Origin of the sequence: Streptomyces hirsutus (genome assembly GCF_001418415.1) — a bacterium.
Lineage (GTDB): Bacteria > Actinomycetota > Actinomycetes > Streptomycetales > Streptomycetaceae > Streptomyces > Streptomyces hirsutus.
In genome coordinates, this window is the sequence record NZ_LIQT01000347.1 from 1 (window position 1) to 23,320 (window position 23,320).

General features: G+C 72.0%; 19 protein-coding genes. 11 read left to right on the forward strand and 8 right to left on the reverse strand.

Annotated features, from left to right (window positions below; genetic code table 11):
• Positions 1-103 precede the first annotated feature (103 nt).
• Complete coding sequence (locus AOK11_RS25035; protein WP_055595991.1) at positions 104-394, forward strand: acyl carrier protein; 291 nt, start codon at positions 104-106, stop codon at positions 392-394.
• Entirely contained in the window at positions 391-1,617 is a 1,227-nt protein-coding gene (locus AOK11_RS25040; RefSeq protein ID WP_055595992.1) for a beta-ketoacyl synthase N-terminal-like domain-containing protein, read from the forward strand. The genes AOK11_RS25035 and AOK11_RS25040 overlap by 4 nt, the downstream gene beginning before the upstream one ends.
• Here AOK11_RS25040 and AOK11_RS25045 read toward each other — a convergent pair.
• From AOK11_RS25045 to AOK11_RS25055, 3 genes are read right to left on the reverse strand one after another with little or no spacing between them, the layout of a single operon-like run.
• The gene (locus tag AOK11_RS25045; protein ID WP_079035066.1) at positions 1,583-2,371 is read right to left on the reverse strand and encodes a thioesterase II family protein; all 789 of its coding nucleotides are present in this window, start codon (positions 2,369-2,371) and stop codon (positions 1,583-1,585) included. The two genes, AOK11_RS25040 and AOK11_RS25045, sit on opposite strands and share 35 nt — an antisense overlap.
• A gap of 19 nt (positions 2,372-2,390) precedes the next feature.
• Positions 2,391-9,116, reverse strand: a complete 6,726-nt coding sequence (locus AOK11_RS25050) for a non-ribosomal peptide synthetase (protein WP_157869444.1) — start codon at positions 9,114-9,116, stop codon at positions 2,391-2,393.
• A gap of 5 nt (positions 9,117-9,121) precedes the next feature.
• A complete protein-coding gene (locus AOK11_RS25055) occupies positions 9,122-9,547 on the reverse strand; it encodes a group II truncated hemoglobin (protein ID WP_055596014.1) in 426 nt (141 codons plus the stop codon).
• 168 nt (positions 9,548-9,715) lie between these two features.
• On the opposite strand from AOK11_RS25055, the gene AOK11_RS25060 reads away from it, so the two are divergent.
• From AOK11_RS25060 to AOK11_RS25080, 5 genes are all read left to right on the forward strand, one after another.
• Positions 9,716-10,942: a cytochrome P450 gene (locus AOK11_RS25060; RefSeq protein ID WP_055595994.1), complete on the forward strand. Its 1,227-nt coding sequence runs from the start codon at positions 9,716-9,718 to the stop codon at positions 10,940-10,942.
• On the forward strand, positions 10,939-11,166 hold the full coding sequence (locus tag AOK11_RS25065; RefSeq protein ID WP_240497481.1) for a ferredoxin: 228 nt from the start codon (positions 10,939-10,941) through the stop codon (positions 11,164-11,166). The genes AOK11_RS25060 and AOK11_RS25065 overlap by 4 nt, the downstream gene beginning before the upstream one ends.
• 217 nt (positions 11,167-11,383) lie before the next feature.
• A complete protein-coding gene (gene ccrA, locus AOK11_RS25070) occupies positions 11,384-12,739 on the forward strand; it encodes a crotonyl-CoA carboxylase/reductase (RefSeq protein WP_055595995.1) in 1,356 nt (451 codons plus the stop codon).
• Positions 12,736-13,728 (forward strand): 3-oxoacyl-ACP synthase III family protein, encoded by a 993-nt coding sequence (locus AOK11_RS25075; protein ID WP_055595996.1) that lies wholly within the window; start codon positions 12,736-12,738, stop codon positions 13,726-13,728. The genes ccrA and AOK11_RS25075 overlap by 4 nt, the downstream gene beginning before the upstream one ends.
• Positions 13,725-14,594, forward strand: coding sequence for a 3-hydroxybutyryl-CoA dehydrogenase (locus AOK11_RS25080; protein WP_107098670.1), 870 nt, complete (start codon positions 13,725-13,727; stop codon positions 14,592-14,594). Before AOK11_RS25075 ends, AOK11_RS25080 begins: the two co-directional genes overlap by 4 nt.
• Before the next feature lie 265 nt (positions 14,595-14,859).
• Here the strand turns inward: AOK11_RS25080 and AOK11_RS43000 are convergent, their stop codons facing one another.
• From AOK11_RS43000 to AOK11_RS25100, 3 genes are all read right to left on the reverse strand, one after another.
• Entirely contained in the window at positions 14,860-15,192 is a 333-nt protein-coding gene (locus tag AOK11_RS43000) for a transposase (protein ID WP_055595998.1), read from the reverse strand.
• A gap of 466 nt (positions 15,193-15,658) precedes the next feature.
• Complete coding sequence (locus tag AOK11_RS25095; protein WP_055596000.1) at positions 15,659-16,756, reverse strand: integrase core domain-containing protein; 1,098 nt, start codon at positions 16,754-16,756, stop codon at positions 15,659-15,661.
• Between the two features lie 264 nt (positions 16,757-17,020).
• Positions 17,021-17,341 (reverse strand): peptidase inhibitor family I36 protein, encoded by a 321-nt coding sequence (locus AOK11_RS25100; RefSeq protein ID WP_157869445.1) that lies wholly within the window; start codon positions 17,339-17,341, stop codon positions 17,021-17,023.
• A gap of 562 nt (positions 17,342-17,903) precedes the next feature.
• On the opposite strand from AOK11_RS25100, the gene AOK11_RS25105 reads away from it, so the two are divergent.
• Positions 17,904-18,497, forward strand: coding sequence for an isochorismatase family protein (locus AOK11_RS25105; RefSeq protein ID WP_055596002.1), 594 nt, complete (start codon positions 17,904-17,906; stop codon positions 18,495-18,497).
• A 108-nt stretch (positions 18,498-18,605) separates the two neighbouring features.
• Here AOK11_RS25105 and AOK11_RS25110 read toward each other — a convergent pair whose 3' ends face one another.
• On the reverse strand, positions 18,606-18,944 hold the full coding sequence (locus AOK11_RS25110) for an SCP2 sterol-binding domain-containing protein (RefSeq protein WP_055596003.1): 339 nt from the start codon (positions 18,942-18,944) through the stop codon (positions 18,606-18,608).
• 368 nt (positions 18,945-19,312) lie between these two features.
• On the opposite strand from AOK11_RS25110, the gene AOK11_RS45345 reads away from it, so the two are divergent.
• Together AOK11_RS45345 and AOK11_RS25120 are read left to right on the forward strand one after the other, a co-directional pair.
• Positions 19,313-19,681, forward strand: a complete 369-nt coding sequence (locus tag AOK11_RS45345; RefSeq protein WP_276204843.1) for a DUF6207 family protein — start codon at positions 19,313-19,315, stop codon at positions 19,679-19,681.
• A 352-nt stretch (positions 19,682-20,033) separates the two neighbouring features.
• Positions 20,034-21,866 (forward strand): CocE/NonD family hydrolase, encoded by a 1,833-nt coding sequence (locus tag AOK11_RS25120; RefSeq protein WP_055596016.1) that lies wholly within the window; start codon positions 20,034-20,036, stop codon positions 21,864-21,866.
• A gap of 155 nt (positions 21,867-22,021) precedes the next feature.
• Here AOK11_RS25120 and AOK11_RS25125 read toward each other — a convergent pair whose 3' ends face one another.
• Positions 22,022-22,486 (reverse strand): hypothetical protein, encoded by a 465-nt coding sequence (locus AOK11_RS25125; RefSeq protein WP_055596004.1) that lies wholly within the window; start codon positions 22,484-22,486, stop codon positions 22,022-22,024.
• Positions 22,487-22,841: 355 nt separating this feature from the next.
• Here AOK11_RS25125 and AOK11_RS40535 point away from each other — a divergent pair, with 355 nt between their 5' ends.
• Positions 22,842-23,042: a DUF1918 domain-containing protein gene (locus AOK11_RS40535; RefSeq protein ID WP_079035070.1), complete on the forward strand. Its 201-nt coding sequence runs from the start codon at positions 22,842-22,844 to the stop codon at positions 23,040-23,042.
• Positions 23,043-23,320 lie beyond the last annotated feature (278 nt).

Genomic DNA, 23,320 nt, shown 5'->3' on the forward strand with positions numbered 1-23,320 from the left:
CCCCCGCCTGGCTCCCCCCCACGACCGGCCGCCCGCCCCTGCTCGCCCTGCGGAGCATCGACGACTACCACCGCCACTACGACTGGATCTGAGGGGACATCACATGGACCGGACCGACGAAGCCGGCACCGCGAGCGACACCGGCACCGGAATTGAGCCCGACGGGGCCGTTCTGGCGGCGATCCGCCGCCACGCCATCGCGATCCTGCCCGACCTGAGGCCCGCCGACGTCGTGCCTGAGCGCACCCTCGCCGAGCTCGGACTCAACAGCGTCGACCGCAGCGAGGTCGTGACCAACGTGATGGACGATCTGAACGTGTTCGTCCCGATTACCGAGTTCCGCCAGGCCATGCCCGTCGGCGACCTGGTCGGCCTGTTCGAGCGGTACCGGTGACCTCGGCCGGGCCCCGGGTCGCCGTCACCGGGCTGGGGGCGCTGTCGCCGCTCGGCCCCGACGTGCCCCGCCTGACCGAGGCGCTCCGCGCCGGCCGAGGCGCGATCGCCCCGACCGGCGCCGGGGAGACGGTGCCCTACCGGGCCGCTCTGCCGGACAGCGCGCTGCACGAGGCGCTCGCCTCGGCGGCCCTGCCGCCCGAGGCGACCCGCCGCACGTCACGGCCGGTCCGCGCGTCGCTCGCCGTGGCGGGCCAGGCCTGGCGGGACGCCGGGCTGCACCACGGCGGACCGGACCCGCGGCGGATCGGCGTGGTCGTCGCGGGGAGCAACCTCAACGGCGCCCAGAGCGCCGCCGCCGCGGCCCGCATGGCCCGCGATCCGATGCTCGTCCCGCCCCGGCTGGCGCTCCAGTACCAGGACACCGACCATGTGGCCACGCTCAGCGAGGCGTTCGGCATCCGGGGCGAGGGCCTGACCGTGGGCGGCGCGTCGGCCAGCGGCAACCTCGCCCTCGTCCAAGGAGCCCGTCTCGTCGGCTGGGGGGTCCTCGACGTCTGCCTGGTCATCGGCGCCCTGGCCGAACCCGCACCGGCCGAGCTGCGCAGCTTCCTGAACCTGGGTGCGATGGTGCCCACCGCCGGCACCGGCCCCGGCGGCCCCTTCGACCGCTCCCACCGCGGCTTCGTTCACGGGCCCGCCGCGGCTGCCGTGGTACTGGAGTCGGCCGATTCGGCGGCCCGCCGCAGCGCTCGGGTCCTGGCCGAACTGGCGGGCTGCGCGGCCGGACTCGACGCCAACAGTCAGCCCGACCCGACGGTGGCCGGAGAGGCCGACGTCATGGCCCGGGCCCTGCGGGACGCCGGGATCGGCCCCGCCGACGTGGACCTGGTCGGCGCGCACGGCACCGGCTCGCCCCTGGGCGACCGGGTCGAGGCCGACGCGATCACGCAGGTCTTCGGGGACGCGAGGCCGTGGGTCAACGCCGTCAAGGGACTGGCCGGGCACGCGCTCACGGCGGCCGGACTGCTGTCCGCCGTCGCCGTCGTCGTCCAGCTGCGCGACGGCTTCGTGCACCCCAACCCATGGGTGCGCGACCCGATCGACGGTGTCCCCGAACTGGCCGGGGACACCGCCGTGACGACCCCGCTGCGCTGGGCGGTGTCGAACGCCTTCGGTTTCGGCGGGTTCAACTCCGCCGTGGTGTGGCGGGCGGCCGGCTGATCCGGTCCACCCCGTCCAGCAGGGTGCGGCGCAACGCCTCCGGCAGCCCCTTGAGGTAGAAGTGGTCCCCCGGAAAGACGTGCAGACCGAAACCGCCCACCGTGAGATCGCCCCAGCGTGCCATCTGCGCCGGGGTGACCTCCGGGTCGGCGTCCCCGGTGAGCGCGGTCAACGGGCAGGCCAGCGGCGGCGTGGCCGTCGGCCGGTAGGTCTCCACCAGCTGGAAGTCGGCCCGCAGCGCGGGCAGGAACAGGTTGGCCAGGTCGGGCGAGTCGAGCAGCGCCGACGGCGTGCCCCCGAGCCCGTTCACCACCCGCAGCAGGTCCCGGTCGCCGAGCAGATGCCGTTCGCCCGTCACCCCGGGCACCCGGCGGCCGGAGACGAACATCGTCCCCGGCGCCGGTCGCAGCCGCTGCGCCACCTCGTAGGCCACCATCGCGCCCATGCTGTGCCCGAACAGCACGTAGGGCCGGTCCAGCAACGGCTCCAGGGCGGGCACGAGATCCTCGACCAGGTCGGCCATGCGGGTGTAGGGCCGCTCCTGGATCCGCCGCTCCCGCCCCGGCAGCACGACCGGAACGACATCGATCCCCGGTCCCAGCAGACGGCGCCAGGGCAGGAACAGCGCGCTGCCACCGCCCGCGTGGGCGAAGCAGATCATCCGGACCGCCGCGTCCGGGTCACGCGTTCCGGCGGTCCAGTGCGCGGTCGTCGTGTCCGGGTCGCGTGTGCCGGCCGTCCAGTCAGCGGTCATCGCGTCCGACCCCCGTCGCTCATCGTGTTCCTTCCGGATCGCGTACCACCACATGGCCGTACGAGCCGCCCGAGCCCACGGCGTTGACGACGGCCCGCCGCGGCCCGTGGGCCGCCTCCCAGTCCATCGCCCGCCGCGGCACGAACAGGTTCTTGTCGTCCCAGTCCACCAGCGGGCTCGGCAGTTCGGAGACCAGGGTCGGGGCGATGCGGCCGTGCCGCAGCTGGAGCATCACCTTCATCACCTGCCCGATGCCGGAGGCCCCTTCGCTGTGACCGACGTTCGGCTTCAGCGTCCCCATCGGCACCGGCCGGCCGCGGTCGGCCAGCAGTTCGGCGAAGGCCGCGAACTCGGCGGCGTCGGCCAGCCCGGCGCCCGCCGCCGCGCTCTCCACGTAGGACACCGTCGCCGGGTCCAGCCCCGCCTCGCTCAGCATCCGCCGCAGTGAGGCGGTCAGCGGCTCCGGGCCCGGTGCACCGAAGCGGCCCTCGCCACCGGCGTGGGCGCTCCACGACGTCTCCAGGATTCCGTGGACCGGGTCGCCGTCGCGGGCGGCCGTGTCGGCGCGCCGCAGCAGCAGGGCGCCCACCGCCTCGCCCACGTACCAGCCGGGCGCGGCCTCGTCGTAGGCGCCGCCGGGCCGCCCGTCCTCGGGCGCGGCGAGCAGACCGAGTCCGGCCAGCAGCCCCAGGTGCCGACGGTGCGTCACCAGGTTGACACCGGCGACGACGGCGCTGTCGCACTCGCCCGCCCGCAGCGCGTTCATCGCCAGGTGCAGCGCGGTCAGCGACGACGAGCAGGCGGTGTCCACGGCGAGGCTCGGCCCCTGCCAGCCGAACGCGTGCGACAGCCGGTTGGGGGTGGTCGCCCGGGTGGCGACGACCTCGACCGCGCCGCCCCGTTCCCAGCCGTCGCCGGCGGTCGTGAGGTGGTCGTCCCACATGGACGCCACGAACACGCCGACCCGGCCGCCGCCCTCGGTCAGGGACCGGGGCGTGTGCCCGGCCAGCTCCAGGCACTGCCAGACGGTCGGCAGCAGCAGCCGCAACTGCGGGTCCAGGACGTCGGCCTCGGCGGGGGAGACGCGCAGCGGGCGCAGGTCGACCGGCCCGGTCGGGTCGAGGAACCCGCCGATGACCGGTGGCCCGGTCCAGCCGAGCGCCGCCGCCCGGGCGGGCGGCAGGGGACGCAGGGCGGACCGGCCCTCGGACAGCAGCCGCCACAGCGCGTCCGGGCCGGCGGCACCGGGGAACCGGCCCGCCATCCCGACCACCGCGATCTCGGCGGTGCGCGGTACGGCGGGGGCACTCGCCGCCGTCCACAGCGGCTCGCCGGGGTCGCCGTCGTCGGCCGCCTCCAGCGGGGCGCACAGCATGCCCAGCAGGAACGTGTGGGACGGGCCGAGTCCCAGCGCCTTTGCGAGGTCGCTCTGCCGCAGGTCGCCCACCGGGCACACGGCCACGCCGGACGGCACCTGCTGCTGCATCAGCAGCTGGGCCATGTGCCCGGCCTCCAGGGCGAGATAGCGCGGCGCCTGGTCGCCGTACAGCGGCTCGATGCCCCGCGTCTCGCCGACCAGGTAGATCTCGGCGGCGGCGCGGGCGGCGAAGGGCCGGTTGTAGAAGACATGCGCGGCGACCGGCACGTCGGCGCCGGTGCCGAGCGGTTCCAGGACGTGGGTGCGCGGCCGGTAGTAGTACGCGCCGGCCTCCAGGCCGTCGACGGCGCCGTCACGGACCAGCACGTACACCTGGACGGCGTAGGTGTCACCCGCGGAGGGGTAGAGCGCCCCGTCCTCAGCGCGCTCGCCCGTCCGGGCCAGTACCCGCAGCAGGTCGCCCAGGCGTGCGCCGTCCAGCCGTCGCCCGGCCGTGGGACGCCTACTGGCCCGCCACCGCCGCTGCCCCTCGGACGGCCGGTCGCCGCTCAGCGGCCGGGCCGGGCCGGACAGGGGCCGTTGACCGTGCCCGCCCTCCTTGAAGCGGCGCCGGTCCTCGGCGGCGAAGAAGTCGACCCGCGGCGGCTCCGCGACCGGCTCGGGGGGCGGCGGCGCGGCCACCGGCGAGCCCGCCGCCCCTCCCACCGCTGCTTCCGTTCGGGGTGGCGCCGCTGCGTCCGCCGCCTCCGCCCCGGGCGGCACCGCGCCGGACATCCGCGCGGCGATGGCCCGCACCGTCGGCTCGGCCAGCAGGACCGACACCGGTACGTCCCGCCCGTACCGCTCCCGCAGGACACGCCCCGCCCGCACCATGGTGAACGAGGTGGCACCCAGGTCCCACAGGTCCGCACCCGGGTCGACCGGCGGCAGGTCGAGCAGTTCCCCGAAGAGCACGCCGATCTCCTCGACGACGTCCCCGGCGGGCGGGACCTCCGGGCCGGTCCGCACCTCGGCGTCGGCGGGTGCGGGAGGCGGCAGTGGGGCCGGGCGCGCGGCCACCGGGGTGACGCCGGGACCGTGGACCGGCCACGGCAGGGCGTCGCGGTCCAGCTTGCCGTTGGCAGTGGCCGGCCACTGCGTCACGAACCCCACCACGCCCGGCACCATGTAGTCGGGCAGCGCCGCCGCCACATGGGCCCGCAACTCCTCCGCCGTGGGCGGCGGGCCGTCCGGCAGCACATACGCCACCAGCCGGCCCTCCCCGCCCGAACCCGTCCGCAGCAGCACCACCGCGTCCGCGACCCCGGGATGCCCGCGCAACCGGTGTTCGATCTCCGGGAGTTCCACCCGGAAGCCGCGCACCTTGACCTGCCCGTCCTGACGGCCGAGGAAGTGCAGCAGTCCGTCGGCGCCGTAGCGGGCCCGGTCGCCCGTCGCGTACATGCGGGTCTCGGGCGGACCGGGGAGCTCGGGGAAGTCCCCGGTGACGAACCGTTCCGCGGTCAGCTCGGGCTGCCGGTAGTAGCCGACGGCCAGACACTCACCGGCGATGTACAGTTCGCCCTCCGTCCCGATCGGCACCGGACGACGCCGCTCGTCCAGGACGTAGTAGCGGCTGTTGTCGATGGGGCGGCCGTACGGGATGCTGCGCCACGCCGGATCCACCCGGTCCACCACGAAGTAGTTGGACCAGACCGTCGCCTCGGTCGCCCCGCCGAGACTGACCAGGGTGGCCGCAGGGAACGCCGCCCGCAGCCGGTCGGGCAGCCACAGCGGGGTGTAGTCGCCGCTGAGGAACACCAGGCGCAGCGCGTCGCCGCCCGGCAGGCCGGCCGGACCGTCGAACTCCGGGACCAGGTTGGCCAGGGTCGTGGGCGCCGAGTTCCAGAAGGTGACCGGCTCGGTCCGCAGCACCTGCAGCAGCAGCCGCGGGTCGCGCTGCTGCTCCTCGTCCGCGACGTACAGCGCGGCGCCCAGGCCGAGCAGGCCGAAGATGTCGAAGACGGACAGGTCGAAGCCGAGCGAGGTGACACACAGACCGAGGTCGCCGGGGCCGAATCCGAAGGTGCGCCGGGCCCACTCGAACAGGTTCAGCATCGGCCGGTGGGTGATGCCCACCCCCTTGGGCCGCCCGGTGCTGCCCGAGGTGAAGATCACGTACGCCAGGTCGTCGACGTCGTTCACCGGCTCGGGCGCCGTCGCCTCCCGAGGGTGCGGACGGGCGAGTACCGCATCCAGATCGACCGGCCGCACGTCGGGCACCGACGCCGCCCAACCGCAGGAGACGTCGCTGATCAGGAACGCGGCGGCCGCGTCGCCGAGCATCACCGCCGCGCGGTCGCGGGGCAGGGACGGCAGCACCGGCAGATAGGCGCCCCCGGCCTTCAGGATGCCGAGGACCGCGACGACCATGTCCGGGCCGCGCCGCACCGACACCCCGACCACGTCGCCGCGTCCCACGCCCGCGTCGAGCAGCGTCCAGGCCAGCCGGTTGGCGCGCAGCTCCAGTTCGGCGAAGGAGAGGGCGCCGCTGGACCAGCGCAGCGCCACGTCGGCCGGGCGGAGCCTGGCCTGGTCCTCGATCAGGATCTGCACCGGCAGGTCGGCGGGGAAGGGGCGGGTGGTGTCGTTCCACCGCGAGGGGGGCAGCTCAGGGTCGTCGGCCGGGGTTCCGGCGAGCGAGGCCAGGCCCGCCAGATCGGCGGCGAAGCGGCTGAAGGCGTCCTCCAGCCAGTCCGCGGGCAGTTGCTCCGGCAGCGCGTCCCAGGCGTACTCCAGGACGCCGCCCTCCTGGACCGCCACGCAGTCCAGCGCCACACCGGGCGTGCTGGTCACCCAAGCCCCGGCCGTGACACCGTCGGGCAGCGGGTGCGCGTCCAGGTCGAAGAGGCTGGTGTAGACGACGGGCAGGGAGGAGTCCGTGCGGCGGGACCGGCGCAGTTCGGTCAGTCCGCGAATCGCGTCGGCGGCCCGGTCCTCGGCCAGCACGGCGTCGTAGCGGCGCGCCAGATCGAGCAGCGGGCACCCCTCGGCCGTGACCGTCACCCAGCTCAGGGCGGTCAGTTCGGCTGGCCGGGCCGCGTCCGTGCCGTCCGGCCAGCGCACCACCGGCACCGTGAACACGTCACCGAGACCGGGCGACAGGGCCCGCGCGTAGGCCGCCAGCAGGAGCCCGTCCGGTGTGCAGCCGTGTTCCGCCGCGGCGGCCACCACCGTGTCCCAGCCCGGCAGGGTGCCGCGCAGCCGTCGACGAGTGCCGTCGTCGGCTGCCGCGGGCAGCCGCGGGCCTGGAGACAGCGCGGCCACCCGTCGCCGCCAGTGCTCGCCCGCCTCGTGCGGGTCGAGTGCGGTGGCCGTCCCGGCGGAGCGGGAGGGGGGAGCGGTGCCCGGATCGTCGCCGCCCGCGTACAGACGCATCAACTCCCGCCCCACCAGGTGGATGCTGCGCGCGTCGATCAGGGCCAGGTCCACCGTCAGCAGGACGACGTCCGGGCCGTCCTCCCCGCGCCCCACCCGTACGTCCAGATGCCCCACACCCAACGGGAAGGGCTGCCGCAGCAGTTCCTCGCGCAGCTCCGGCGTCAGCGGCACCTCCGGCACCTCCGGCGCAGCCACCGACGCCGTCCGGGAGGGCAACCGCAGCCCGTGCTCCGCGTCGACGCGGGCCCGCAGCACCGGGTGACGGGCTATCAGGCGGGCCTCGGCGTCCCGTAGACGGCTGACGTCCAGGTCCTCGACCTCGTAGCCGAGCAGCATGCGGCAGCCGCCCACGTCCTCGTCGCCCAGCGCGCGGGCGACGAGGTACGCCTCCTGGAGGTCGTCGAGCGGGCGCTCCACCTCCACCTCCATCTGCTCCACCGGCTCCGTCGCGCCCGTCAGGGCGCGCAGCCGCGCGCCGTACGCGTCGAACAGGGCCCGCGCACCGGGCCCGGGGAAGGCCCGCTCGACCACGTCCCAGCGGTAGTGCAGCGTGCCGTTCGCCTCCCACACCTGGTGGTCGAGCGCCACCCCGGAGGTGCGGCCGACCGCGTAGCGCTCGGGGAATCCGCCCGGCGGGCGCTCGTCGTCGAGCATGCCGGTGAACACCACGGGCAGTTCCGGCACGGGTCCACGGCGGCGGCGCAGCGCGGCGACGCCGGGCACCGTCGCGTGGTCGAGATCCTCCGCGAGACACCGCTGCACCGCGACGGCGTCCGTGTCGGCCACCGGGAAGACCAGCGTCGATGTGAACGTGCCGACGGTGTTCTCGGCGCCCCGCGTCCGCGCCCGGTCGCCGGTAGTCAGGACAAGGCTGAACGGCAGCCGGGCCCCGGCGTCCGTGAGGACGGCCACGAACTCGCTCAGCAGCAGCGCGGTCGGGGTCACGCCCCGACGCGCCGCCACCTCCCGCAGGGCGGCCCAGTCGGCGGCGCCGAGTGTTCCGGCCAGCGGCAGCCGGTCCGGCCCGCCCCCGAAGTCCCCGTCCCGGCGGGCGGGCGGGTCCACGATGCCGGGGCCGGGCGGCAGATCGGCCAGCCGCGCCTCCCAGTGGCGCAGGTCCTCGGCGTACCGTTCCCCGGCCGCCTCTTTGGCCACGGCGGCAGCGAAGGCGGGGAAGGACACCTCGTCGGGTTCCGGTGTCAGGGCCTCGGGGGAGTCCTCGTAGGCGCGCCACAGGTCACGCATCACCACCAGCAGGGCGCGGCCGTCGCAGAGCAGGCCGTCGACGGCCAAGTGGAGCACCGCGTCCCCGTCCGGGAGGCGGGTCACCTCCAGTTCGTGCAGCGGCCAGTCGTCGGCCGTGTACCGGCGCCGGGACAGGCGTGCGCGGACCTCGGCCGGGTCGTGACCGGCCGGGTGCACCGGGACGGCCGTGTCCCGCGCGGGCCGGATCCGCAGCCTGCCGTCCGGGGTGAGAGCACAGCGCAGCATGGTGTGCCGTTGCCGCACCGCCGACCAGGCCGCGCGCAGCCGGTCGGCGTCCAGGTCCGGCACCGTGAACTCGCGGTAGTGGTGGCAGCCGACCGCGTCCGGCGTCAGCTCCTCCTCCTTGCCCGCGAGATAAGCCTGTTGAAGCGCCGTGGGGGAGAAGGGCTCGAGCCCGGCCGGTCCGGCTGCGGGGGTCAGCCGCCGGCCGGGGGCCGCGGTGTCGTGCTCCCCGGCCAGTCGTTCGGCCAGGGCGGCCGCGTCGTGCCCGTCCCGCAGCAGGCTCGGTGGCACGGCGACGCCCAGCCGGTCCTCCAGGGCCAGCGCCAGCGCCAGCGCGGTCATCGAGTCGGCGCCCGGCGGCAGGACCGGCTCGCCGGTCGCGGGCGCCCGTCCGCCGAACGTCTCACGGACCGCGTCGACGACCGAGGCCACCCGCTCCCCGGCCGCAGCGGAAGGCATCCCGGTCACCACGTCCACCGCCCGAGCTGCCCGTGCCGCGTGTCCAGGTCGGCCCGGCTCATCCGGGACGCCCGCGTGGTGATCGCCGCCGCCCGCCGCAGCTGCTCCTCGAACCGGGTGCGGAACCGCTCGTCCTGAGGCAGCCCCGTCTCGTCCAGGGCGGCCAGCATCAGCTCCACGAACCGGTCCCGCTGCTCGTCGCTGATCCGCAGATCGGCGTGCATCTTCTTGACGTGCTCGAACCCGCCGATCTCGTCGGTGAAGGCACTGCCGTGCCCGAAGACCTCCACGAGGTACGCCGTCAGATGGCGTACATGCGTCTCACCGGCATAGTTGAACAGGCGCCCGATTATCGGGTCGGCCACCGCGTTGCGGTGGAACACCTCGGCCAGCCGCCGCAGCGGGCCCTCGCCTCCGACGTGGTCGTACATCGTCACCGCGACCTCCAGGCTGGTGCGCTGGGAAACCGCCCCGACCCTAGGCGCGCCGATCAGGGGCGCCCGCTCACGATTGAGCGTCTTGCCGCGCCGTGCTGTGCCAACCTCGGGCCGTATCAGCGAGGTTGAGGATCTTGCCGCCCAGCAGGAGAAGAGGTCGCAGTGGCCGAGCAGCTGCCCGCATACCCGATGACCGACCGCACCTGTCCCTACGACCCGCCCGCCGGTCTGCTGGACCTGCAGCGGCAGGCGCCGCTGGTCAAGGTGCAACTCCCCACGGGGCCCGCCTGGTTGGTCACCTCCTACGACGCCGCGCGGACTCTGCTGGACGACCCGCGGATGAGCTCGGACATGGGCAGGGAGGGGTTCCCCACGCTGTACCGGCAGAAGATGCGGCCGGTGCTCAAGGGCTCCTTCATGCGGATGGACGGCGAGGAGCACGCCTTCTACCGCACCATGCTCGCCGGGGAGTTCTCGGTGAAGCGCGTCGCGGCGATGCGCCCGGAGATCGAACAGGCCTGTGACCAGCTCCTGGACGAGATGATCCGCCAGGGACCGCCCGCCAACCTCCACGAGTCGTACGGCATCCCGGTGTCGTCCAGCTCCATCTGCCGTTTCCTCGGAGTGCCCTACGAGGACGCCGAGTTCTTCACCACCCACCTGGAGGCACTGTTCGACCCGCACCGGGCCGGTGCGCCCGAGCGGATCGCCAACAGCAAGGCCGCGCTCAGCGCGTACCTCGACGAGCTGGTCACCCGCAAGCAGAAGGAGCCCGGCGACGACATGATCAGCCGGCTCGTCGCCGACTACCTGGTGCCCGGCAAAGTCGACCGGCCGGAACTCCTGCTCACCTCCTACCTGTTGCTCGCGGCCGGGCACGAGACCACCGCCAACATGATCACCACCGGGACCGCCGCCCTGCTCATGCACCCCGAGCAGTTCGCCCTCGTCCGGGACGAACCGAAGCTGCTGCGCGGCGCGGTGGAGGAACTCCTGCGCTACCTCAGCATTTTCCAGTTCGGCATCACCCGCATCGCCACCGAGGACATACGGGTCGGCGACCAGACCGTCGCCGCGGGCGAGGGCATCATCGTCTCCCCGCTGCTCGGCAACCGCGACGAGAGCGTCTACGACGACCCGCACACCCTCGACGTCCGCCGCCGCGGGCGCCCGCACCTCAGTTTCGGCCACGGCCCGCACCTGTGCGTCGGGCACACCCTGGCCCGCATCGAGCTCCAGATCGCCTTCGAGCGGCTGCTGACCCGCCTGCCCGATTTGCGCCTGGCCGTAACGGAGTCGGAGATCCCGTTCCGCACCGCGACCCTCGTTTTCGGCACCATCGACCTGCCCGTCACCTGGGGTGAGCGGACCGAGGGGGCCTCCGCGTGAGCGCCCAGGCCGGCCCCGGCCGGGTGCTGCTCCGGGTCGACACCGGCGCCTGCTGCCGCTCTGGGGCCTGCTCCCTGGTCGCGCCGGACCTCTTCGACCAGGGCGACGACGGCAAGGTGCTCCTCAAGACCCCCCACCCGCCCGCCGACCTGATCGAAGCCGCCGAGGAGGCCGCCGACTACTGCCCGGTCTCCGCCATCCAGCTGGAAATCCTGCCCGAGTGACCCGGCCGCCCGACGCCACCCCGGCGCCGCCCGACGACGCTGGACCGGGGCCCGACGCCACCCCGGTGTCGCCCGAAGACGCCGGCCCCCGGCCCCACGGCATCCCGTCGCGGCACGACGACCCCGGACCGCCGTCCGACGACGTCCCGTCGTCTCCCGCACCGCCGCCCGGCGCCGCCTGCCGGCAGGATCCCGACGTTGATCGCGAGGAACCCACATGGACCTGTTCAGCAAGGCCGTGCTCAACGGCGCGCCCCCCGAGGAACTGGAACGGATTCCCCTGCCCGAGGAGTTCCTGGCCGGGCACCTGCGGGCCGACGACGCCGAATCGATGGCGGGCGACGCCGACAAGGACGTACGGCGGACCCTCCACGTGGGGCACGTGGCCATGCCAGAGCTGGCCCCCGACGAAGTCGTGGTCGCGGTGATGGCCAGCTCGATCAACTTCAACACCGTGTGGTCCGCGATGTTCGAGCCCATCTCCACCTTCACCGCCCTGCGCCGCTTCGCCCGCCAGGGCGGCTACACCACACGGCACGACCTGCCGTACCAGGTCGTCGGCTCGGACGCAGCGGGCGTGGTCGTGCGGGTCGGCGCGGGCGTACGGCACTGGCGCACCGGCGACCACGTGGTGGTGAGCCCCGCCTACGTCGACGACCAGGACCCCGGCTCCCACGACGACGGCATGATGGGCAGGCACCTGCGCGCCTGGGGCTACGAGACGAACTTCGGCGGTCTGGCCCACTACACCGTGGTCCGCGCCACCCAGCTGGTCGCCAAGCCGCCCCACCTCACCTGGGAGGAGGCGGCCTCGGTCACCCTGTGCGCGGGCACCGCGTACCGCATGCTCGTCGGCGGCCACGGCGCCCGGATGAAGCAGGGTGACGTGGTCCTCGTCTGGGGCGCCACCGGCGGACTCGGCGCCTACGCGGTGCAGATGGTCCGCAACGGCGGCGGCATCGCCGTCGGCGTCGTCGGCTCGCAGGCCAAGGCCGAGTTCCTGCGCCGCCAGGGCTGCGATGTGGTCATCGACCGCCGGGAGATCGGCCTGGACGCGGACACCGACGCCGACCCGGCCGAACTGGGCCGCCGCCTCGGCCGGGCCATCCGCGCCCAGGTCGGCGAGGACCCGCACATCGCCTTCGACTACGTCGGTCGGTCCACCTTCGGCATCTCCGTGCACGTCGTCCGGCGCGGCGGCACCGTCGTGACCTGTGGATCCAGCACCGGGTACCAGCACCAGTACGACAACCGCTACCTCTGGATGAACCTCAAACGGGTCGTCGGCAGCCACATCGCCAACCTCCAGGAACAGACCGAGTGCCTGCGGCTGTTCGAGCAGGGCCGACTGGTGCCCGTCCTCAGCAGCGTCTACCCGCTGGAACAGGTCGCGGACGCCGCCCGGCTCGTGCAGGAGAACCGCCACCTCGGCAAGGTCGGCGTCCGCTGCCTGGCACCGAGCGACGGACTGGGCGTCACCGACCCGGCCGCCCGCGCCCGCATCGGCGAGGAACGCCTCACCGCCTGGCGCCGCCCCGCCCCGGCCCTCGCGGCGGCGGGAGCGGGCCGATGACCGCGCTGGGCATCGTCGGCACCGGCTCCCACCTCCCCGAACGGGAGATCACCAACAAGGAGCTCGCCGAATGGTGCGACATCGGCGCCGAGTGGATCGAGGAACGCACCGAGATCATCACCCGGCGGTACGCGGCCCCCGACGAGGCCACCTCCGACCTCGCCGCCCGCGCCGCCGCCGAGGCGCTGCGCGCGGCCCGGATCCCCGCGAGCGCGCTCACCCACCTGATCGTGTCGACCTCCACCGGTGACTCGCCCCAGCCGCCCACCGCCTACCTCGTGCAGCACGCCCTCGGCGCGAACGCCGCCGCCTGCTTCGACATCAACGTGGTGTGCAGCGGCTTCGTCTACGGCCTCGAACTGGCCCACCGTCTGCTCGCCGCCCACCCCGACGGCTACGCGGTGGTCATCGGCGCCGACATCTACTCCCGCATCCTGGACCACGGGGACCACCGCACCGCGGTCCTCCTCGGCGACGGCGCGGGCGCCGCCGTCGTCGGCCCCGTCCGCGACGGCCACGGCTTCCTCGGCACCGAACTGTCCAGCAGCGGCGACGCCCACGGCCTCATCCGCGTCGAGGCGGGCGGCAGCCGCAAGCCGCTCACCCCGCAACTCCTCGAGGAAGGCGGCCACTTCTTCCGCATGGACGGGCGGGGCGTGCGCAACTTCGTCATGGACCACGTCCCCCCGGCCCTCCACCGCCTGCTGCGGCGCAGCGGCGTCCCCGCCGACAGCGTCGACCACTTCGTGCCGCACCAGCCCAACGGCGTGCTGCTGCGGCGCCTGGTGGAGCGGGCCGGACTGTCCCACGCCCGTACCCACCGCACCCTCGAGAAGTACGGCAACATCGGCAGCGCCTCCGTGCCGGTCGCCCTGGACGACGCCTGCCGCTCCGGCGCGATCGGCGACGGCGACCTGGTGCTCCTGGCCGGATTCGGTGGCGGCATGTCGATCGGAGCGACCCTGATGCGCTGGCAGGAGCAGACATGACCATGGAACCCATCTCCCGGATCGGCGTGGTCGGCTGCGGCGTCATGGGCGCGGGCATCGCCGACGTCACGGCCCGGGCCGGCCTCGACGTCCGTGTCGTCGTCGCCCGCCCCGACGCCGTACCGGCCGCCCAAGACCGCATCCGCGGCTCCCTGGACCAGGGCATCCGCAAGGGCAGGCTCACCGACGCCGACCGCGATGCCGCCCTCGGCCGTATCGAGGTGACCGCCGACCTCGACGCGCTCGCCGACCGCGAGTTCGTGATCGAGGCCGTTCCCGAGCGCGAGGACCTCAAGACCGCCCTGTTCGCCCGGATCGACGGCATCCTCAAGGACGAGGACGCCGTCCTGGCCACCAACACCTCCTCCCTCCCGGTCAGCCGCCTCGCCGGGGCGACCCGCCACCCCGAACGCGTCATCGGCGTTCACTTCTTCAGCCCGGTACCGGTCATGCCGCTGGTCGAGCTGGTCAGCGCGCTCCACACCGAGGACACCACCCACACCCGCACCGCAAACCTGCTCACCGGGCCCCTCGGTAAAACGGTCGTCGAGGCTCCCGACCGCGCCGGGTTCGTGGTCAACGGACTGCTCATCCCCTACCTGCTCGGCGCGATCCGCATGGTCGAGTCGGGCCAGGTCACAGCGGACGTCGTTGACCAGGGCATGACCCTCGGCTGCGGCCACCCGGTGGGCCCGCTGCGTCTGGCGGACCTGATCGGCCTCGACGTCGTCAAGTCCGTCGCCGACGCCCTGCACCAGGAGTTCGCCGAGCCCCTGTACGCCCCACCGCCGATGCTGCTCCGCCTGGTCGAGGCGGGCCTGCTTGGCAAGAAGTCCGGCCGTGGCTTCTACACCTACGCCCGCTGAGGGCCGCCCCGGCCGCCGGTAGGCTGAGAGGACGTGAGCGAGCCGGGCCGGGCCACACACCGGCCGGGCACGGAGCGCTCGCACCCTCCGTCCGCAACCGCTGGGTGTCCTCATGAGCACACCGAAGGACCTGCTGATCGTCGTCCTTTAGGACAGCGGCCCGGTCGCGTCGGGCGAGCTGTCGCTCGGGCTCGCCGCGGCCGAGCTGATCGACCTGTTGTACGCGCCCGCGGCCCTGACAGATCTTGGTAGTTAATTATAACTGTTATGCGGCGAGGGAGAGTTGGAGTCTGGCGAGGTGGCTGTGGTTGGCGCGGTCGAGGGGGCGGCCGTTCCACCAGGCGACGACGCGGATGAGGTTGAGGGCTGTGGCGCTGGTGGTGTGGTCGAGGTGGATCTTGGCCAGGCCGCGGTAGCGGGCGCGGCGTGGACCGGTGGTGTGGGTGGCCTGGCAGATGGTGCCCTCGACACCGGTGCGCAGGGCGTAGTCGCGGTTGAAGTCGCCGGTCTGCTGGCGGGCGCGGGCAGCTTGGACGGCCTCGGTGAGTTCGCGGGCTGGAGGCTGAGCCGGCGGCGGTTGCTGCGGGCGCTGGCGCACTGGTCCTTGGAGGGGCAGGGGATGCAGTCCAGGGCGGCGAAGGACACGACGGTCTTGGCCACGCCTTCTTGGACGACATCGTTCCAGCGTGCGGGCAGCAGTCGACGGCGGTCGAGAGCCTGGTGGATCGGCTCCAGGGCCTTGGTGTCCGGGAGGGTGGAGACGGTGGTGGCCACGTTTGTGATGATGTTCGGCCGGGCGGGACGGTCGCCGTCGACCTGTGGATGGCAGGTCTCCGACCCGTGCAGCTTGAACCCGTTCCAGAACAGGTCGCGCTTGGCGGACCAGCGGGCGTCGGTGTCATACGGGGAGGCCAGGCGTATCGGGCCGGGCGGCAGCCCGTCACCCCCGTCCTCGGCGCGCTCGCGGCGCCGGATCCGCAGCCTGCCGCCCCCCCCACCCGGGGTGCGGGTGTAGCTCTACACCAGCACGACCCTGCGCTTGCCGAATACCTCATCCATGCTGGTCAGGCCGCATGTTGGTACTCGTGGAGGGTGCCGCCAAGCCGCGCCCGCCGTCGTATGTCCAGACGGGCGATCCGGTCCGGGTCCTCGATCGGAGCGGGCAGCGGGTGGAGGGGGCGGGCGTTCGCAAGGCCCTGGTGCGGCCTGTGCTCGTTGTAGAACGTCTCGAACTCGCGCAGGGCGTACAGGAGGTGATGCTGATCCCAGATCAACATGCGGTCCAGCAGTTCTCGCCGGCAGGTCTGCGCCCACCGCTCCATGATCGAGTTCATTCTCGGCATCCGGACGCCGCTGAGCACGACCTCGATGTCCTCGTCCTGGAACACCTTGTCGAACAACCGCGGGAACTTCCCGTCCCGGTCCCTGATCAGATAGCGCGCCCGGCAGTCGGCGTCCTCGAGGTCCATGACAAGATTCCTCGCCGCCTGGACCACCCAGGACGCGGTCGGATGCGCGGTCGCGCCCAGGATCCGGATCCGCCGGTTCGCGTGCTCGATCGCGGCGAACACGTACAACAGTGCCCCTGACAGGGTGACCGTCTCGAAGAAGTCGCAGGCCAGTAGGGCGTCGGCCGGGGAGCGCAGGAAGTCCGCCCACGTGCTGCAAGCGCATGCGGGTGCCGGGTCGATTCCGGCCTCCTTCAAGATCTCCCAGACCGTGGATGCCGCCACCTTCACCCCGAGCGCGAGCAGCTCACCATGCACGCGCCGATAGCCCCAACTTGGATTTTCCCTGGCCAGGCGCAGCACCAGCCTTCGGATCGAGCGCACGGTGCGCGGCTGGCCCCCGCGCTTCGGCCGGGACTGGGCGGCGTGCCGGACGGCGATGAGGTTACGGCGCCATCGCAGCAGCGTGTCCGGCCGCACCAACAGCCGCATCCCGCGCAGAACCTTCCGCGGCAGGCCCTGGAGCAACGCCGCCAGGAACGCCCGGTCGCTCGCGTGGAATCGGACCCGCTGCCCGTTCAGCTGCCGCTCCAGGAGCGCAATCTGATGGCGCAGGGCCAGGATTTCTACATCCTTCTCGCGGCCGCTCATCGGCAGCAGCCGCAGCATCGCGAACGTGTTCGTCATACCCAGGTACGCCAGTCTCAGCAGCACGACCGATCATCATGCCGCAACCACCGCCGACCGCGCGAGAGCGCCTACTCGGGCAACCACTGGCCGACACCCAAACCCGCTCCCACCTGCATGGATGAGGTATTCGACAAGGGTAGGCGCCCTGGGCGGCATGAGGCACCGCCAGGGCGCCGCACGCCGCCCAGGGGCCGGGACGCGACAAGGGGCGCGCCTACGGTTGCGCCATCTGTGGACCGGTCTGCGTGGTGGCGTGGCCTGCGGTGGTCGGGGGTGTGGTCGGTGTCTTTAGACCCACTCGACCCGTTCGACAGTGTCGTTGTGGCTGGCGGGCTCTTCCATGGACTCGCCGGCCTTGAGGATCCGGGTGCCCTTGCTGCTGACCAGCTTCGCGTCACTTTGGGTCTTATTGACCCATGAGGACACGTTCTTCGTCATGCTGCCGCCGTCCGCGGGCAGCTCACTGAGGGACACCGTGTACCCGGCGCCGATGCCGTAGGCGGGGCCCTTGCGCCCGTAGTGCTTCCACAGCCCCAACGTCGCCGGAGGGCACTCGCTGTCCTCGATCATGACCACGCCGGCAGGCAGCCTTGTTCCTTGAGTCGTCATAACCCGTTCCCTTCTTCCGGCCCGCCGGCCTGGTGGCAGGCGGTGCCGCTCCCCATCTCAGCGGAAAGCAGCCCAAAGCGCATGTCGGCCAGGCGGCAATCCGGAAGGGAGGAAGGAGAATTGAGGCCGATCGGTGGAAGGCCCGGCCTCCGCAGGGCGGCGGGCCGGCGCACCTGTGAGCGCTGCTGCGCAGGGCACGCACGCCCGACAGCATCCTGCGCGAGGTGCTGACCGCCCGCGCCCAGAGCACCGACGCCGTACCCCCGGGGAAGTCCTGAACGTCCTGTACACCGCTCACTCATCGCGGCCCGGTGCCCCTTTCGAACCGTACGTCGTACAGATGTGGACTCCGCGCCGTGTACCGAGCAGGGGACAGGGCGCCGTTGAGGGTGGGGCGCAGGTTGCCCCGTTCCGGTTTCCGGACCGGTGCCCAGTGGTGCCCGGCACGAGGTCACCCGTTCGGCGTAGCCGGTCGGGCGCTTCCTGCTGTGATCGCCCAGCATCGGTAAGGGACAGCCGCAGTGGTCACTCCCGTGTTCCACCGTGCTGAGAGGTGGTCGTGATGAGCCGGGGCTTGATCGTGGTGGATGTGCAGAACGACTTCTGCGAAGGGGGCAACGTTCCCGTTAAGGGAGGGGCGCGGATCGCCTCGGCGATCGCGGACCTGGTGGAGCGCAGTGCGGGGCGTGACTACCGGTACGTGGTGGCCACCCGGGATCATCACATCGATCCGGGCGGCCACTTCTCCGAACACCCGGACTTCCGGGACAGCTTCCCCGTCCACTGCGTGGCAGGAGGCGAAGGAAGCGAGTTCCATCCCCATTTCGCACCCGTCGTCACGGACGGCAAGGTGCACGCCGTTTTCTTCAAGGGCGCCCACAGCGCCTCCAAGAGCGGCTTCGAAGGCGCGGACGCGGAGGGCACCTCCCTGGCGGACTGGCTGCGCGCCCGCGGGGTCAAGAAGGTCGATGTGGTGGGCATCGCGACGGACCACTGTGTACGCGCGACCGCCCTGGACGCCGTCGCGGCAGGCTTTCGTACACGCGTACGCCTCGACTACTCGGTCGGGGTGGCCCCGGACACGACAGCTGCCGCCCTGAACGACTTCCGCCGGGCCGGCGTTGCGGTTTCCGGCAAGCCACCGGTACCGAAATAGTCCTGGTACCGGTGTTCCGGGATCATCCGTCGGCGGTTGAGGGACACGCGTGGTGAAGCGTGCGCTGAGCCGTTGGCGTCCCGGACGTCTCTCAACTCTGTGTTGCTTCTACTGCTTGGCGAGCTGGAGCAGGTCAGCGAACTTCTCCGCTGCTGCGGTATTGCCGGTCATGCGGACGTGACCGGCGAAGAAGCCCTGCGTGAGGCCTGACTTCGGGGCGTCGTAGACCTTGGCGAAAGTCGAGGCATCCATCACCATCGTGAGGCCGGCACCACCCGGGTTTCCTCGCTCGACCTTCCCGGCCGACGGGTCGACCCACCACTCCCCGCCGCCCTCACCGGTGATGCTGACCTGGAACTTGGTCTCAACCTTGCGCGCTTCGTCCGCGTGGCGCACAAGACCGGCGCCGAAGTCTTCGTCGAACCACTTCTGCACGTCGACAGCCATCGGTTCTCCTCTGAGTGATCGGGCATAGCCGGACGATTCACCTTGCCACGCTGAGTGTCCGCCTGTAATTCAGGCGAAGAGAAGATCACTCCTCAGGCGGAGTGAAAGGGTTCACCAGGGGTCTTTGCGGACCCTGTACCTGCAGCAACGGGACGGCGAGGGCTTACCGCACTTTCGCGCCGCCAATCCGGGGCCGCCATACCCCGGCACGGCCACCGGCTGCGCACTGCGCAGAGGACCACGAGCAGGCCGGGTGCGTTCGCGCTTGTGTGCACAGTGCGGGCGGCAGAACAGGGGCACACCGGTGAACTGCACACGACCGGGTGAGACACATCTGGTGGTGAACCCGCACCGGCCGCGGTGCGTCGATCCAGGATGCGCACGTCGTAGAGCCGGGACTGGTCGTGGTCGACGTCGCGGCCGCGGACGACGACACTGCCCTCGCCTTCCAGGCAGCGCTCGCCGTGCGCTGGACGACCGCGACCGCCATCCGCACGGTCAAGGTCCCCCCGGGTGAGCCTGGGGTGAGGCTGCGCTGCTACCTCGGTCCGTGCCAGGAACTGCCCGCTGCCGGCATGGCTGGACCACAGAGCCGACCACTCCCTGATCGAGCTCATCGCGGGGAGCCGCGGTCGTTCTTTGCCGAGCAGCGGGACGTGCTGGATGTTGAGGTCGGTGCGGACACGGCGGCGGTGGGAAGGGGCGGCGGCGCCACTGTCCAGCGTGGTCACAAGTGACGGCGCCCCCCCATCACGGCACCCAACGACGTACGGCGCGCTCCATCGTGCCCACCAAGATCAGATGAGGGCTGTCGCAACGCTCTCCCGCTGCGCCCCGGCCTGCGGACGCGCCTGCGGTCACGGGCTGGCGAGGGTGTCGTGGGCGGTAGCCACTTCCCGCGGGGCGCGCGTGGCGCTCAGGGGGCGCTCGGATCGCGCTGAGTGGTGGCCGCGCTTCTGCACACCCTGCGCCCTTTGCCTTCGGTGAAGGAGTGGACCGAAAGGATCGGGGACATGCCGGGTCTCCGGCAGACGGCATGTGCCGGCGGTGCCGCAAGGCTCGGTCGGCGACAGCGAGAGGACGGGCATCGTGAGCCACCCGCACAACAACGACGGCGTGGGTACCGCAGCACAGTTGAGCCGGATCGCCCGGCATGGCATCTACACCTCGCCCACGTCGCTGGACCCGGCCGCCGCCCACGTCGCCGAGGCGCTGATCGCCACCCTGGACGGTACGGCTGAGCAGCCGGTGCTGCCTCCTGACCTGCAGAGGCTGACGGAGCAGGTGCAGCAGCAGGCGATCATCGGCTTTCCCCGCATCGCTGCCGAGGGTGGCGTACGGCTGTCGGCGCACACGATCAAGCTCAAGACCGACGAGCCCCGTCCCGTGGTGATCATGCCCGCCGGTTGGACGCCCCTGGGCTGGGGCCTGTTCGAGTACACGTACCTCCAGTTGGCGGTGCGCGGCTACCACGTACTGGCCTACACCCCCCGTGGGATCGGCCTCACGATGGCCGTGCCTGGCAAGGGCTATGTGGACGGGCCGTTCACCTCCGGGGGCACGATCGACGTGGCCGGACCTCTCGACTGGGCCGATGGCTTGACCGTCATCGACTACGCGGAGAAGCACTTCAGTCCCAGCCGGATCGCCTTCATGGGCGAGTCCTACGGTTCGGGTATCAGCCAGCTGGTCGCGGCGCACGATCCGAAAGAGCGCGTGGCCGCGGTCGTGGCCCTGAGCACCTGGGGCGACCTGGCCGCGAGTCTCTACCAGCACGACACCCGGCACCTGGCGGCGGTGACCGCCCTGATCAACTTCACCGGCGGTCCGGTCGAGCGGAAATTCGACGCGGCCACCCAGCAGATCCTGGCGGACTTCCAAGCCGGCCAGAACCTCGACACCGTAGTGAAGTGGGGCAAGAAACGGGCGCCCTCCTCGTACGCCGACAAGACCAACGCCCGCGCCGTCCCCACCTTCTTCTCCAACACCTGGCACGAGACGCTGTTCGCAGCCAACCAGGTCATCGAGCACTTCAACGGCCTGACCGTGCCCAAGCACCTGAACCTGTGGATCGGCGACCACGCCGCGCCCGAAAGCGCCGGTCTGACCATCCCGTTCAGCGGCCCGAACGAGCCGGTCGAGGAGGCGTTCGCCTGGCTGGACCATCACGTGCGCGGGATCGACAACGCCGTACCCACCTGGCCCGCGGTCAACAGCCAGATTATGTTCACCTACGAGATCCGGACCGATCCGCAGACCGGAAGCACCGAGATCGTCACACCGGCTGCCCGCGAGTCCAGCCCGTCCTGGGAGGACATCGCCACCTCCACCGAACGGTGGTACCTGACGGCCACTGCATCGGACGACCGTGATGGCGGCCTGGCAACCGAACCGGAAACGGGCTGGGAGCGGGAGTTCACCGCCGGGCAGCCGACCGAGGCCATCGCGGCGGACGCCGTCATCACGAGCGGCCAGGCGGAGTGGAACGGCAACCCGAAGATCTACGTCACGGAGAAGTTCGACCGGCAGAACCTCGCGGTCTGGACGAGCGATCCGATCGCGGCGGGCAGCCACGATGGCGCGGCACGCCGGATCCGGGGCATCTGCGAACTCGCGCTGACCGTGCGCAGCACGGCCCGCTCCACGACCCTGGTGGCCTGCCTCTTCGACCTCGGCCCCGACAGCATGGCCCGCATCATCACCCACGAACCCCTCACGCTCACCGACCTGGCCCCCGACCAGGACCACAGCGCCACCTGGAAGCTGCAGGCCGCCGGCTACGACCTGCCCGAGGATCACCGGCTGATGCTGGTCGTCACCAGCAAGGACCCGCTCTACTCGGACGCGAGCGTCGACGGCAGCACCACAACAATCAGCTCCCCCGACGGCAGCCCCGCGTGCCTGAAGCTGCCTCTGGGCTGATCCAGCACCACGGGGGCGGGGCACGCCACCATCTCGCGCCCGCCCGCTGCGAAACTCATCCCTCAACTCGCTGGCGAGCCCGTCACGCGGAGACGCCCGCCCGCCTGCGGTGTCCACCCGGTGCGGTGCGCACCACCGCCCGTCTCCAGTGCGCATTACACGGTGGTCAGGCGCACTGGGGGCGCGCTAGCCGGGGCGGGGTGCGCATCGAGAGCCTGGCCCACGCCGACGGCCTCCAGATGGTGCAGGACACCGGCGACGTCCTCGTGGTCTTCGGTGAGGAACTGCTGGGCGAAGTAGATGACCGCGCGGGTTATGCCCTCCGCCGCGTCCGGACCAGCCTGTGCCCAGGTGCGCAGGGTGGTGACAAAGACGCGTCCGAGGGCTTCCAGGGCGAAGGTGTCCTCGCATGGCTCGCCCGCGTCCGGGCCGGGCAGAGCGGTGACCGGGACGACGATCCGCATTGCGACATCCACGAGCAGGGCGGGCATCCGGGGTTCGGCGCCGGCGAACTCGCGGGCAGCGGTGTCGCCAGCCTGGACGGCCCGGAGGTAGGTGAAGGCGCTGATCGCCGCGTCCGGGGTCATCGGGGCGAGCGGCGTGGTGGCGGTCTGGGGCATGGACGGCTCCTCACAGAGTCGGACGCTGTGCTGGTCACGGCGTCGTGAGAGCAGCCTCGGGCGGTTCGCCTGTGGACAGAGTCCGGGCGCTGGACGGGGGAGAAATCTCCTCCCCACTGTGACGGTCAGCGTTAGGTGGCCACGCCTCCTATCGATCTTTCTGACCTGCCGTGACTGCCGATCTGCGTGGCGCAGTTGGTTATGAGACTCGTTGTCCGACCTCATCGACCATTCGGTCGTAGGCGGCCATGCGAGTGGTGCTGGCGCTCTCCGACGGGGTAATTCACCGCTGGCCCCCAACGCCGGTCTGGCGCGCCTGAGGAGGCGGGGGCCCGTACTCGAAGAGGAGTTGGCTATGCATGCAAGCAAGGGTGACCGTCTCGTGGTCCACGGCCGTGTCGTTGGCAGGGAAGACCATGTCGTGGAGATCGTCGAGGTGCTGGGGCCCGACGGAACGCCGCCCTACCGCGTGCGCGCAGAGAATGGACACGAGACGATCATGAGCCCCGGCCCAGATACTGTGGTCGACCACCGCAAGGCCGGGGACCTGACCTGAGACGGCAGGAAGACTCCATGAGGTGCGCTGCGTAGGCGCTCAACGGCCGGACTGTCCAGGCACCAGTGGTTCACCTCAACCGAACGGGCCCCCGGCCGGCAGATCTCCAAGCTGACCGCTTCTGCAGGCGATCCCTGCCAGCAGAAGCGGTCACTTGCGCCTGCGATCCTGCGGAGTCCTCAGCTTCATGGCCGCTGGCCAACTCTCGCTGAGCAGAGGGGGCAACTGCGATTGAGCGCAGATCACGACCTGCAGTTGGCGTTGTCACGTTGTTGAGT